The organism is Actinomadura sp. 3N407, assembly GCF_052245875.1.
In the GTDB taxonomy this organism is placed as follows: domain Bacteria; phylum Actinomycetota; class Actinomycetes; order Streptosporangiales; family Streptosporangiaceae; genus Spirillospora.
On the sequence record NZ_JBQQBP010000014.1, the window covers coordinates 78,537 to 91,319 of the forward strand.

A 12,783-nucleotide genomic window follows, 5' to 3' on the forward strand; every position below is an offset into this window, starting at 1 on the left:
TCATGAACGGAGCACGGTGGCGAGGCGGCGGACGCCCTCCGCCAGCTCGCGCTCCGAGGCCGCCGTCCCGTAGCCGATCCGCAGGTACGGGGCGGGAGGCTCGGCGGGGAAGAAGGGCCGCCCGGCGCTGACCAGGACCCCGGCGCGCAGGGCGGCCTCGGCCAGGGCGGCGTCGTCCGTCCCGTCCGGCAGCCTCACCCAAAGGTGCAGACCGCCGGCCGGAAGGTTCGCGCGCAGCTCCGGCAGCTCCCTGGCGAACGCGGCGCGGACCGCGTCCCGGCGCGACCGCAGCGCCGCGCGGACGGCCCGCAGGTGACGCGGCCAGCCGGGGGAGCTGACCAGCTCCAGCAGCGTCTCCTGCAGAGGCCTGGCCGGGAAGAACTCCTCGACCAGCTGCGTCGCGCGGATCCGCTCGGCGACCGGGCCGCGGGCGACGACCGCCGCGACCCGCAGGCTGGGCGCGATGGCCTTGGTCAGCGACGCGACGTGCACGACGCGGCCCTCGGCGTCCTGCGCGATCAGCGGCGGCGGGGGCGCGGCGATGCCGAGGTGCCGCGCGAAGTCGTCCTCGATCACGAACGCGCCCGCCGCGCGCGCCACGTCCAGGACCTTCGCGCGCCGCTCCGCGCTCAGCACGGTGCCGGTCGGGTTGTGGAAGGACGGCTGGCAGTAGAACGCGCGCGCCCCGCTCATCGCGAACGCCTCGGCGAGCAGATCGGGACGCACGCCGTCCGCGTCCACCGGGACCGGAACCGGGTGCAGCCCGCTCGCCCGCGCGACGGCGAGGACGCCGAGGTAGGTCGGCGACTCGACCAGCACCGGCGCGCCCGGCGGGAGCATCGCCCGCAGGACGGTCGTCAGCGACTGCTGCCCGCCGCTGGTGATCAGCACGTCGGCGGGGGACACGGCGCCGCCGACCGTCCGGGCGAACCAGGCGCGCAGCTCCGGCATCCCGCCGAGCGGCGGCATCTCCCAGGCGTCCGGGCGCCGGGCCGCCCGCGCCGCCGCCGTGGCGAGCGCGCGGGCCGGCTGGAGCGTGGGGTGCAGGTAGCCGCCGCTGAGCGCGACCACGCCGTCCGGGGCCGGGGTGAGCAGCCACGCCACCCCGGTCGGGTCCACCGACCGGTCGCCGAGCGTCACGGCCTGCCAGCCGAGGTCGGCCGGTTCGCCGGCGGCCGGGGGACGCTCGGCGGCGAACGCGCCGCTGCCGGGCCGGGTCACCACCAGGCCCTCGGCGGCGAGCAGCCCCAGCGCGCGCGACACCGTCACCGGGCTCACCCGGTGCCGCCGGACGAGCGCCCTGCTCGACGGCAGCCGCTCGCCGGGGCTCAGCCGGCGGACGTCGGTGCGCAGCGCGTCGGCGAGCGCCGCCACACTGCTATCGTTCTTCATGAGGACCAAAGATAGCGCTACTGCTCCGTTGCCGATAGCGGGCACCCGCCTCGGGGCGGGTCTGTGGCTCGCCTCGCTCGGCGTCCTGACCTACTCGTTCACCTTCCCCGCCACGGTGCTCGCGCTCGACGGGCTCGACCCGTACATCATCGGCGTCGGCCGTGCCGCCGCCGCGAGCGTTCTCGCCGCCCTCGCACTGCTATCGGTGCGGGCCCGTCCGCCGAGGCGCGACCAGTGGGCCGGGTTCGCGGTCGTCATCGCCGGTGTGATCTTCGGGTTCCCGGTGCTCACCACGCTCGCGCTCGACCGCGGCGCCTCGTCCGCCCACTCGGCCGTCGTGATCGGGCTGCTGCCCGCGGCCACCGCCGTGCTCGGCGTCCTGCGCGCGGGGGAGCGGCCGTCCCGCGCGTTCTGGCTCGCCGCCGCGGCCGGCGCGGCCTGCGTCACGGGATTCGCCCTGATCCGCGGCGCCGGCCACGTCACGGCCGCCGACCTGCTGCTGTTCGCCGCCCTGGTCGCCGCCGCGGCCGGCTACGCCGAGGGCGCGCGGCTGACCCGCGCCATGCCCGGCTGGCGCGTCATCTCCTGGGCGCTCGTGCTGGCCGCGCCCGTCACCGTCCCGGTGACCGCGTGGCTGCTCGCGACGACCGGCCCCCACTGGACGGGACGCGCCGTGCTCGGCTTCGGGTACGTCGCCGCGTTCTCCGCCTACCTCGGCTTCTTCGCCTGGTACGAGGGACTGGCGCGGGCCGGGATCGCCCGCGCCAGCCAGGTCCAGCTGGCCCAGCCGGTGATGACGCTGCTGTGGTCGGGGCTCTTCCTCGCCGAGCGGATCGACGCGACGACCGCGCTGGCCGCCGTCGCCGTCCTGGTCTGCGTGGCCCTCACCCAGCGGACCCGGGTGAGGCACACCCCGCCTCTCTCGCGGGAGGAGACGGGCCCTCACGCGAGAAGGGAGAACGTCACAACGAAGTGACCCGGCGGCCCGGTCAGTCCTTGACGATGTGGGCGAGGAGGGTGACCACGCCGACGCCCACCCCTATGGGGATCGCGAACCGCGGTGCGGCGGCCGTGAGGACCGCGGCGCCGATCGCCACGAGAATGATCACGAGGGCCCGCGTGCTGATCAGGGGGCGCGGCTCGCCTTGCTCGGGTGTTGCTCGCATGCCGGTTCGACCTCCATCCGCGTGGACGGTAAGGACCGGGCGGCTCCCCATCGCGACCGTGGCCGACACCACTGAACCGCTCGTCATCACAGGGTTCCCCCGATGTCAACGGCCGCCGCGCGCGGCGCGCGATCACGACCCAATCATGATCGTTTCATGGGCCGGGCGTGATCGGCGCACGGTGGACCCGGCTGCGCTGCGTCCGATCCGCCGGTTCGATCCGGGATCATTGCCGGATGGTGAGATTCGGGCGGGTCGGTGGTGTGCTGGGCAGGGTGCTGCGGTGGACGGGGTGGGCCGCGGCGCTCGTGCTCGGCCTCGCCGCTCTCGTTTTCGCCGGGGCCTGGGTGTGGTGGCAGCAGGAACCCGAGGCGCGCGGCACCGAGGCCAACGCGCTGTGGGCGCGGCACCAGTGGGTGGGGGAGCCGCACACTGACGCGGAATATCGCGCGCTCGGCGCACTGCTGAAACAGAACCGCATCACCGACGTGTTCTTCCACACAGGCCCGTTCGAGTCGGACGGGACTGTGCCCGCCGCCAAGTATCGCCATGCCCCTCGGCTCATCGAGGCCATGCGCGAATACGCGCCCGGCGTTCGCGCCCAGGCGTACCTCGGGCAGATACGGGTGGTGGAGGGCAAGGGCGTCATCGACCTGGACGATCCGGCCGTGCGCGAACAGGTCCTGAAGACCGACGCGGCATTCCTCGATCTCGGATTCGACGGCATCCATTACGACTTCGAGCCCATCTATCCCGACGACGACGCATTCATGACGCTGATGGACCGCACCCGCGAGCTGACCCGGTCGAGGGGCCGGTTGCTGTCGGTGGCTCTGGAGCAGCCGACGCTTCTGGACGCGACCCAGCCGGTGTACAAGGCGCTCATCCCGCGCAAGGGCACGATCCATTACCCGCCACGTCCGACCGCGGACTTCCTGCGCGCCGTCGCCGACCGCGCCGACCAGGTCGCGATCATGACCTATGACGTGTCGCTGCCGACCGAGGCCCTGGCCGGATGGCACTACGCCCGGCACACCCGCACCACCTTGGAGCTCATCGGCGACCGCACGACCGTCTTCATGGGCGTCCCCACCTACCGTCCGCTGATGGACTGGGCGGAGGAGCTGCCGGTCGCGCTGCGCGGAGTCCGGCGGGGGATCGATGACCTGAAGCGGCCGCCGAAGCGTCCGTACGGCGTCGGCCTGTATGCGGGCTGGACGACCCAGCCCGACGAATGGGCACGTTATCGCGCCATTTGGCTGCCCGGGACGGCGGCGAGTCCCGGCGGCTGAAAAATCCGGGCGGGCGACGTTTCGGTTCCCTTGGACGCGTAGGTAGAAAGGGTCGGGTAGCCGTACACCCACGGGGGTACTGCACGCTGCGGAAGTCCGGATTCGACCAGTGGACGGCAAAGGGAAGGGGACGAGGCCGATGGGCCCCCAGCAGACCGCGTGGCGTGACGCCGACCGGCTCAGCGAGCTGTCAGCCGAGTTCACAGGCTGGCGGATCGGGAGAGGCGGATCCGGCCATTGGTGGGCCGTCCGCGGCAACGATCTCGTGCGCACCCCCGACGTCGAGGAGCTGCGTGTCCGGCTGCACGAGATGACCGCGGGGTCACGTTATCCAACCGAGTCCGGGAAGTGGCCGGACTGACCCCGTAACGAGGCATTTGCGTGCCACGATGTGGATGTGGGAGCCGCCGCCACGCGTACCCCCGAGCGTGTGGCGGCGGCTTCTTCCATGCCGTCTCCCCGCCGCCTCCGGACCCGGCCTCCCGGGCGGCGCCGATGCGGGAATCTATGCCGATCGCAGGTCAGCTTGGACCTGCGGGTCCACCTGCCGCACCCGGAACGGTACCGTTCGATGCATGGCACCCAGCACATCACCTGACGCTCCGTTCGGACGGATGCTGACCGCCATGGTCACTCCGTTCCTGCCGGACGGCGGCGTCGACTACGACGGCGCCGCGCGCCTCGCGACCCACCTGGTCGACGAGCGGCGCCACGACGGCCTCGTCGTCAACGGGACGACGGGCGAGTCGCCGACGACGAGCGACGACGAGAAGCGCGAACTCCTGCACGTGGTCATCGAGGCGGTCGGCGACCGCGCCGTGATCGTCGCCGGTGCCGGAACCAACCACACGGAGCACACACTGAAACTCGCGCGGCAGGCCGAGGCCGCCGGCGCGCAGGCTCTGCTCGTGGTGACGCCGTACTACAACAAGCCCCCGCAGGAGGGCCTCATCCACCATTTCACGGCGGTGGCCGACGCGACGGGGCTGCCGACCATGCTGTACGACATCCCCGGGCGCGCGGGGGTGCCGATCGAGAACGACACGCTGGTGAAGCTCGCCGAGCACCCGCGGATCGTCGCCGTCAAGGACGCCAAGGGCGACCTGTTCGGCGCGTCCAGGGTGATGGCCGAGACCGATCTCGTCTGGTACTCGGGCGACGACAACCTCAACCTGCCCTGGCTTTCGGTCGGGGCGGCGGGGTTCGTCAGCGTGGTCGGACATGTCGTGGGCGCCGAACTCCATGAGATGATCGACGCTTACCGCGCCGGTGACCCCGGGCGGGCGCTGGAGATCCACCGGCGGCTGCTGCCCGTGGTCACCGCCATCATGACCCGTACGCAGGGCGCCATCGCCGTCAAGGCAGCGCTGAACCTGCTCGGCCTTCCCGGAGGCGGCCCGCTGCGCGCGCCGCTCGTGGAGGCTTCGCCGGAGTTCGCGGCGCGACTGCGTGAAGACCTCACGATAGGGGGAGTCAAAGTGCCGGAGGTAGCCATCCCGGAGGTCGCCCGGTGAGTCATCCTCACCCGGAGCTCTCGGACCCGCCCGCGCCGCCCGAGGGCGGCCTGCGCATCGTCGCGCTCGGCGGGCTCGGGGAGATCGGCCGCAACATGACCGTGTTCGAGCACGGCGGCCGGTTGCTCGTCGTCGACTGCGGCGTGCTGTTCCCCGAGACCGAGCAGCCCGGCATCGACCTGATCCTGCCCGATTTCGAATACATCAGGGAGCGCCTGGACGACATCGAGGCCGTCATCCTCACGCACGGCCATGAGGACCACATCGGCGCCGTTCCGTACCTGCTGCGCGAGCGCCGCGACATCCCGCTCGTCGGCTCGCGGCTGACGCTGGCCCTGCTGGAGGCCAAGCTCGTCGAGCACCGCATCAAACCGGTCACCGACATGGTCGTGGAAGGCGAGCGGCGCACGTTCGGGCCGTTCGACTGCGAGTTCCTCGCCGTCAACCACTCGATCCCGGACGCGCTCGCCGTCGCGATCCGCACCTCCGCCGGGCTCGTCCTGCACACCGGCGACTTCAAGATGGACCAGCTGCCGCTGGACGGCCGGCTCACCGACCTGCCCGGGTTCGCCCGGCTCGGCGGCGAGGGCATCGACCTGCTGATGTCGGACTCGACCAACTCCGAGGTGCCGGGCTTCGTCACCAGCGAGCGCAACATCGGACCGGTCGTCGACGAGGTGTTCCGCACCGCGCAGGAGCGGCTCATCGTCGCCTGCTTCGCCTCGCACATCCACCGCGTCCAGCAGGTGCTCGACGCCGCCGTCGCCAACGGCCGCAAGGTCTGCTTCGTCGGGCGGTCGATGGTCCGCAACATGGGCGTCGCCCGCGAGCTCGGATATCTCAGCGTCCCCGACGGCATCATGGTCGACCAGAAGGAGCTGGACGACATCCCCGGCGACCGGCTGGTGCTGGTGTGCACCGGGTCGCAGGGCGAGCCGATGTCGGCGCTGTCGCGGATGGCGAACCGCGACCACTCGATCCGCATCACCGACCGCGACACCGTGATGCTGGCGTCCTCGCTGATCCCGGGCAACGAGAACGCGGTCAACCGCGTCATCAACGGACTCACCCGGTGGGGCGCCCGCGTCGTGCACAAGGGCAACGCGCTCGTGCACGTGTCCGGGCACGCGTCGGCGGGCGAGCTGCTGTACGTGCTCAACGTGACCAAGCCGGCCAACTTCATCCCGATCCACGGCGAGTGGCGGCATCTGCGCGCGCACGCCAAGCTCGCCGCGCTCACCGGCGTCTCCGACGAGAGCATCGTCATCGCCGAGGACGGCGTCGTCGTCGACCTCGTGGACGGACGCGCCCGCATCGTCGGCGCCGTCCCCGCCGGATACGTGTACGTGGACGGCCTGTCGGTCGGCGAGGTCACCGAGACGTCGCTGAAGGACCGGCGCATCCTCGGCGAGGAGGGCTTCGTCTCCATCGTCGTCGGCATCGACTCCACGTCCGGGAAGCTCGTCGCGGGGCCCGAGGTGCACGCCCGCGGCGCCGGCATCGTCAACGAGGACTTCGACGAGATCATCGAGCGGATCGAGGCCGTGCTGACGGACGCCGCCGGCGACGGCGTGAACGATCTGCACCAGCTGGGCCAGGTCATCCGCCGCACGGTCGGCAAGTGGGTGAGCGACAACTACCGCCGCCGCCCGATGATCGTCCCGGTGGTCGTCGAGGTATGACGCGGGCGCGCCGCCCGCGGGGCCGCCCGTCCCGCGGCCGGCGCGCCCGCTCCCGGACACGCCCCTCCAACACGCCCGTTCGTCATCCCGGGAACCCCCGGGGTCCTTGGTTACTCTCATAACCATGGCCACACGTGCGTCCGGGGGCGCGAAAAGCTCCTCGCGTGCGGGGGGCAGCGCGGCTCGCAAGCCCGCAAGGTCGGCCCCCCGGAAGCGACCGAGCGGCGGTACCGGAAGAGGCGGGAACCGCGGCTCGGGCCGCGGTCGTCCCCCGCAGAAGCCCGATCCGATCTCGCAGGCGGTCCTCGGGTTCTTCAAGCTCCTGTTCAAGCTGTACCTGCTCGCCGCGGTGGCGGTGGGCTCGGTCTTCCGCGCCTACGGGCACGGCGCCCGCAACCTCGACCCCGAGCACCGCCGCGACGGGCTCGGGCTGGCGCTGCTCGGCTCGTCCATCGTGCTGGCCTCGGTCACCTGGTTCCGTCCGGACGGCGTCGTCACGATCGCGCTGGAGAAGGTGGTGCGCGGCGGCCTCGGCGTCATCGCGATGGCGCTGCCCGTCCTGCTGGCCCTGCTGGCGTGGCGGACGCTGCGCCATCCCGAGCACCACGAGGACACCGGCCGCATCGTCATCGGGATGACCGCGCTCGGCGTCGGCGTGCTCGGCATCCTGCACATCGCGGCCGGCGTCCCGTCGCCCGCGAAGGACATGGACGGGGTGCGCGAGTCGGGCGGCGTGATCGGCTGGCTGGTGTCGGCGCCGCTGGAGGCGGCGCTCAGCGGGTGGGTGGCCGTTCCTCTGCTGCTGCTCCTATCCGGGTTCGGGCTGCTGGTCGTCACCGCGACCCCCATCAACCGGGTTCCCGAACGCGTCGCCGAACTGTGGGCGGTTGCGACGCTGCAGGGGCGTCCGCAACGTGCCGCCGCCGGCGAGGGCGAGGGCGAGGACGAAGCGGAGGCGCCGAAGAAGCGCCGCCGCAAGAAGAAGACCGACGAGGAGCGGGACGAACTGGAGGTCGGCGAGCACTCCAGGCCGTACGACACGCCGCTGCTGGAGGAGGACCCGAAGAAGGCGGACCGCCCGCGGCGCGACCTCGCCGACGAGCTGTTCGAGCCGGACCCGTTCCAGGCGGAGGTCCCGCCGCCCGCGCCGCCGGCCGACGACGAGCCGCCGATGGACGAGCACGTCGCGGGCGGCGACGCGCCGCAGTCGAAGGTCCCGGACCCGACGCCCGCGCCGCCGCGGTCCGAGCAGCTGCCGCTGTCGTCGTCCGGCGAGATCTACATGCTGCCCGACCCGTCGGCGCTGCGGCCGGGGAGCGTGCTCAAGCCGCGCACCAAGGCCAACGACACGGTGGTGAACGCGCTTACCGGCGTGCTGGAGCAGTTCGACATCGACGCGCAGGTCACCGGGTTCACCCGGGGCCCGACGATCACGCGGTACGAGATCGAGCTGGGTCCGGCGGTGAAGGTGGAGAAGGTCACCGCGCTGACCAAGAACATCGCTCTGTCGGTCAAGAGCGCCGACGTGCGGATCATCTCCCCGATTCCCGGCAAGTCGGCGATCGGGGTGGAGATCCCGAACACCGACAAGGACATCGTGAGCCTCGGCGATGTGCTGCGTTCGCCGGCCGCGACCAATGAGCATCATCCGATGATCGTGGGGCTGGGCAAGGACGTCGAGGGACGCACGGTGGTGGCGAACCTGGCGAAGATGCCGCACATTCTGATCGCGGGTGCGACCGGTGCGGGCAAGTCGACGTGCATCAACGGGCTCATCACCTCGATCTTGATGCGGGCCACCCCCGACGAGGTGCGGATGATCCTGGTCGATCCCAAGCGGGTCGAGCTGACGATGTACCAGGGCATCCCGCATCTGATCACGCCGATCATCACCAATCCGAAGAAGGCCGCCGAGGCGCTGGACTGGGTGGTGGGGGAGATGGACCGCCGCTACGACGATCTGGCCGCGTCGGGGTACCGGCACATCGATGATTTCAACAAGGCGGTGAAGGCGGGCAAGCTCAAGCCGCCGCCGGGCAGCGAGCGCGTTTACACGCCGTATCCGTACATGCTGGTCATCGTGGACGAGCTGGCCGATCTGATGATGGTCGCGCCGCGCGATGTGGAGGACTCGGTCGTCCGTATCACTCAGCTGGCCCGGGCCGCCGGCATCCATCTGGTGCTGGCGACGCAGCGGCCGTCGGTGGACGTGGTCACCGGGCTGATCAAGGCGAATGTGCCGTCCCGGCTGGCGTTCGCGACCTCCTCGCTGTCCGACAGCCGCGTCATCCTCGACCAGCCCGGCGCGGAGAAGCTCGTCGGGCAGGGCGACGCGCTGTTCCTGCCGATGGGCGCGAGCAAGCCGATGCGTCTCCAGAACGCCTACGTGGCGGAGAAGGAGATCAGCGGGATCGTCGAACACTGCAAGGCGCAGATGGAGGCGAACTACCGGGACGACGTCGCCGCGGCGGGCGCGCCGAAGAAGGAGATCGACGAGGAGGTCGGCGATGACATGGACCTGCTCGTGCAGGCCATCGAGCTGGTCGTGTCCACCCAGTTCGGGTCGACGTCGATGCTTCAGCGCAAGCTCCGGGTCGGGTTCGCCAAGGCGGGACGCCTGATGGACCTGATGGAGAGCCGCGACATCGTCGGGCCCAGCGAGGGCTCCAAGGCGCGGGACGTGCTGGCCAAACCGGACGATCTTCCGGGGGTTCTCGCGGAACTGCGCGGCGGCGGCTGAGACGGGCCGGGGGCGCGGCAGCCAGGGCATTGCGGAATGATGCGAAATCTTGCCCTGTTTCGAACGTGTCGGCTGTCGCCCAGCGGGCATGGCCGTTCCTAGACTGGTGTCGCAGGAGATCGGCGACGAGTGCCCTCAGGAGGCCCGGCGTGAGCATCGGTGAGACCTTGGCTCAAGAACGTCAGCGGGCGGGTCTCTCGGTGACACAGGTGAGTCTCCAGACGCGGATCCGGGAGACCGTGATCCGCGGCATGGAGGCCGACGACTTCTCCTACTGCGGCGGCAACTTCTACGCGCGCGGGCACATCCGCAGCATCTCCCGCGTCATCGGCATCGATCCGGAGCCGCTCGTCAGCGAGTTCGACGCGACGCACGGCGGCGCCCCGCAGCCGGTCTCGGCCGTGTCGGCGTTCGAGCCGGAGCAGCCCGTCGCTTTCCGTGAGCGCAGGGCGCCGAACTGGAGCGCCGCGATGGCGCTCGCCCTCGCCTTCGTGGTGATCTACGGGGTCGTCCAGGTGGTCGGGAGCAGCGGCGGCGGCGGGGAGCGGCGCACCGCGCAGCAGGTCGCCGGGACGCCCGCGCCGTCGACGCCCGCGCCCGCCACGTCGGCGCCGCCGAAGCAGAGCGACCCGGTCGCCGCGGCGCCGCGCACCAAGGTGGAGGTGCGGGTCGAGGCCCGGCGCACGACGTGGCTGAACGCCAGCGACGAGAAGGGCAAGACGCTGTTCAGCGGCATGCTCCGCAAGGGCCAGGCGAAGGACTGGACGGCCAAGAAGGAGATCCGGCTGGTGATCGGGGTGGGCGGCAGCGTCGACCTGACCGTCAACGGCAAGGACCTCGGTTCGCCGGGCGAGGGCGACGGCGTGCAGCGGCTGAGTTTCGACCGCGACGACCCCGAACCCGCCTGACCTGAGCCGGCCCCGCGAAGAGACGCCCCGAACTCAGGCCGCTGGTCGGTTCGGGCGGGCACGCCCATTACCGTAGGGTCATGTCGACTCGCCGCAAGGTCTCACTCATCACGCTCGGCTGCGCCCGCAACGAGGTCGATTCCGAGGAGCTCGCCGCGCGCATGGAAGACGCGGGCTGGGATCTGGCCGACGGCGCGGACGGCGCCGACGTGGTGGTCGTCAACACCTGCGGGTTCATCGAGGCGGCGAAGAAGGACTCGATCGACACGCTGCTGGCCGCGCACGACTCGGGCGCCAAGGTGGTCGCGGCCGGCTGCATGGCCGAGCGGTACGGCAAGGAGCTGGCCGAGGCGCTGCCGGAGGCCGACGCGGTGATCGGCTTCGACGACTACGCCGGGATCGGCGACCGGCTCGACGACGTGATGGCGGGACGCGGGCACGACGCGCACACCCCGCGTGACCGGCGGACGCTGCTGCCGATCAGCCCGGTCGAGCGTTCGTCCTCGCGGGCGGGGATTCCCGGGCACGGGGCGCAGGACGAGCTTCCGGAGGGTGTGGCGCCGGCGTCCGGTCCGCGGGTGCTGCGGCGGCGGCTCGGCGGCGGGCCGGTGGCGCCGCTGAAGCTGGCGTCCGGCTGTGACCGGCGCTGCACGTTCTGCGCGATCCCCGCGTTCCGCGGCGCGTACGTGTCGCGCCCGCCGGCGGAGGTGCTGGAGGAGGCCCGCTGGCTCGCCGGGCACGGCGTCCGCGAGCTGGTCCTGGTCAGCGAGAACTCCACGTCGTACGGCAAGGACCTCGGCGACCTGCGGGCGCTGGAGCGGCTCCTGCCGGACCTCGCGGCCGTGGACGGCGTCGAGCGCGTCCGGGTCAGCTACCTGCAGCCCGCCGAGACGCGGCCGGGGCTCATCGAGGCGATCTGCGGCACGCCCGGCGTCGCCCCGTACTTCGACATGTCGTTCCAGCACGCGAGCGGCCCGGTGCTGCGGTCGATGCGGCGGTTCGGCGACCGTGAGCGGTTTCTGGGGCTGCTCGACCAGATCCGCGGGCTCGCTCCGGAGGCGGGGGTGCGCTCGAACTTCATCGTCGGGTTCCCCGGCGAGTCCGAGGACGACTTCGAGGAGCTGGCGGAGTTCCTGTCGGCGGCGCGGCTGGACGCGATCGGCGTGTTCGGTTACTCCGACGAGGACGGCACCGAGGCCGCGGACCTGGACGGCAAGCTCGACCCGGCGGAGGTCGCCCGCCGGGTGGAGGAGCTGTCGGCCCTCGCCGGGGAACTGACCGCGCAGCGCGCCGAGGACCGGGTCGGCTCGCAGGTGCAGGTCCTGCTGGAGGACAAGACGGCGGACGGCGATGTCGAGGGCCGCGCCGCGCACCAGGCGCCGGAGGTGGACGGGACGGTGGTGGTCCGCGGCGGGGGCCTGGCCCTCGGCGAGGTCGTCGCGGCCCGCGTCACCGGCAGCGACGGCGTGGACCTGATCGCGGACGTGTCATGATCGCCGGCACCCCGGATCCGGTCGCGGGTTCGCACGACCCGCCGCCGGCCGGCGTATGGAACATCGCCAACGCGCTGACGCTCGTGCGGATCGCGCTGGTCCCCGTGTTCGTGTGGCTGCTGTTCCTGGACGGCACCGGCTGGCGCCTCGCGGCGTTCGGCGTCTTCGCCGTCGCCTCCATCACCGACAAGATCGACGGTGACATCGCGCGGGCGCGCGGCCTGGTCACCGACTTCGGCAAGATCGCCGACCCGATCGCCGACAAGGCGCTCACCGGGGCGGCGCTGGTGAGCCTGTCGCTGATGGGGGAGCTGTGGTGGTGGGTGACGGCCGCCATCATGGTCCGCGAGATCGGCATCACGGTGATGCGGTTCGTCCTGATCCGCCGGAGCGTGATCCCGGCGAGCAAGGGCGGCAAGCTCAAGACGATGCTCCAGGTCATCGCCATCGGCCTCTTCATCCTGCCCGGCCCGCTGGACTTCCTGCGCTGGATCACGATGGGCGCGGCGCTCGTCGTCACGGTCGTCACCGGCCTGGACTACGTCGTCCAGGCGTGGAAGACGCACGGCACGTCCGAGGCGTCCTGAGCGGGCCGC

The 12,783-nt window shown here is 71.8% G+C and carries 11 protein-coding genes; 9 read left to right on the forward strand and 2 right to left on the reverse strand.

Annotated features, from left to right (window positions below; all coding sequences use genetic code 11):
- A complete protein-coding gene (locus ACTWPP_RS30705; protein WP_443107860.1) occupies nucleotides 1-1,392 on the reverse strand; it encodes an aminotransferase-like domain-containing protein in 1,392 nt (463 codons plus the stop codon).
- Here ACTWPP_RS30705 and ACTWPP_RS30710 point away from each other — a divergent pair.
- Nucleotides 1,391-2,368, forward strand: coding sequence for a DMT family transporter (locus tag ACTWPP_RS30710; protein WP_443107861.1), 978 nt, complete (start codon nucleotides 1,391-1,393; stop codon nucleotides 2,366-2,368). The two genes, ACTWPP_RS30705 and ACTWPP_RS30710, sit on opposite strands and share 2 nt — an antisense overlap.
- Nucleotides 2,369-2,381: 13 nt before the next feature.
- Here the strand turns inward: ACTWPP_RS30710 and ACTWPP_RS30715 are convergent, their stop codons facing one another.
- Nucleotides 2,382-2,558, reverse strand: a complete 177-nt coding sequence (locus tag ACTWPP_RS30715) for a hypothetical protein (RefSeq protein ID WP_443107862.1) — start codon at nucleotides 2,556-2,558, stop codon at nucleotides 2,382-2,384.
- Between the two features lie 236 nt (nucleotides 2,559-2,794).
- Here ACTWPP_RS30715 and ACTWPP_RS30720 point away from each other — a divergent pair, with 236 nt between their 5' ends.
- From ACTWPP_RS30720 to pgsA, 8 genes are all read left to right on the forward strand, one after another.
- Entirely contained in the window at nucleotides 2,795-3,850 is a 1,056-nt protein-coding gene (locus ACTWPP_RS30720) for a hypothetical protein (RefSeq protein WP_443107863.1), read from the forward strand.
- Nucleotides 3,851-3,989: 139 nt separating this feature from the next.
- Nucleotides 3,990-4,211 (forward strand): hypothetical protein, encoded by a 222-nt coding sequence (locus tag ACTWPP_RS30725; RefSeq protein ID WP_443107864.1) that lies wholly within the window; start codon nucleotides 3,990-3,992, stop codon nucleotides 4,209-4,211.
- A gap of 214 nt (nucleotides 4,212-4,425) precedes the next feature.
- On the forward strand, nucleotides 4,426-5,364 hold the full coding sequence (gene dapA, locus ACTWPP_RS30730; RefSeq protein ID WP_443107865.1) for a 4-hydroxy-tetrahydrodipicolinate synthase: 939 nt from the start codon (nucleotides 4,426-4,428) through the stop codon (nucleotides 5,362-5,364).
- Complete coding sequence (locus ACTWPP_RS30735; RefSeq protein WP_443107866.1) at nucleotides 5,361-7,046, forward strand: ribonuclease J; 1,686 nt, start codon at nucleotides 5,361-5,363, stop codon at nucleotides 7,044-7,046. Before dapA ends, ACTWPP_RS30735 begins: the two co-directional genes overlap by 4 nt.
- 124 nt (nucleotides 7,047-7,170) lie before the next feature.
- Entirely contained in the window at nucleotides 7,171-9,786 is a 2,616-nt protein-coding gene (locus tag ACTWPP_RS30740) for a DNA translocase FtsK (protein ID WP_443107867.1), read from the forward strand.
- Nucleotides 9,787-9,935: 149 nt separating this feature from the next.
- Nucleotides 9,936-10,694: a helix-turn-helix domain-containing protein gene (locus ACTWPP_RS30745; RefSeq protein WP_443107868.1), complete on the forward strand. Its 759-nt coding sequence runs from the start codon at nucleotides 9,936-9,938 to the stop codon at nucleotides 10,692-10,694.
- Between the two features lie 80 nt (nucleotides 10,695-10,774).
- Nucleotides 10,775-12,187 (forward strand): 30S ribosomal protein S12 methylthiotransferase RimO, encoded by a 1,413-nt coding sequence (gene rimO / locus ACTWPP_RS30750; RefSeq protein ID WP_443107869.1) that lies wholly within the window; start codon nucleotides 10,775-10,777, stop codon nucleotides 12,185-12,187.
- A complete protein-coding gene (gene pgsA / locus ACTWPP_RS30755; RefSeq protein ID WP_443107870.1) occupies nucleotides 12,184-12,774 on the forward strand; it encodes a CDP-diacylglycerol--glycerol-3-phosphate 3-phosphatidyltransferase in 591 nt (196 codons plus the stop codon). The genes rimO and pgsA overlap by 4 nt, the downstream gene beginning before the upstream one ends.
- The last annotated feature ends 9 nt before the right edge of the window (nucleotides 12,775-12,783 follow it).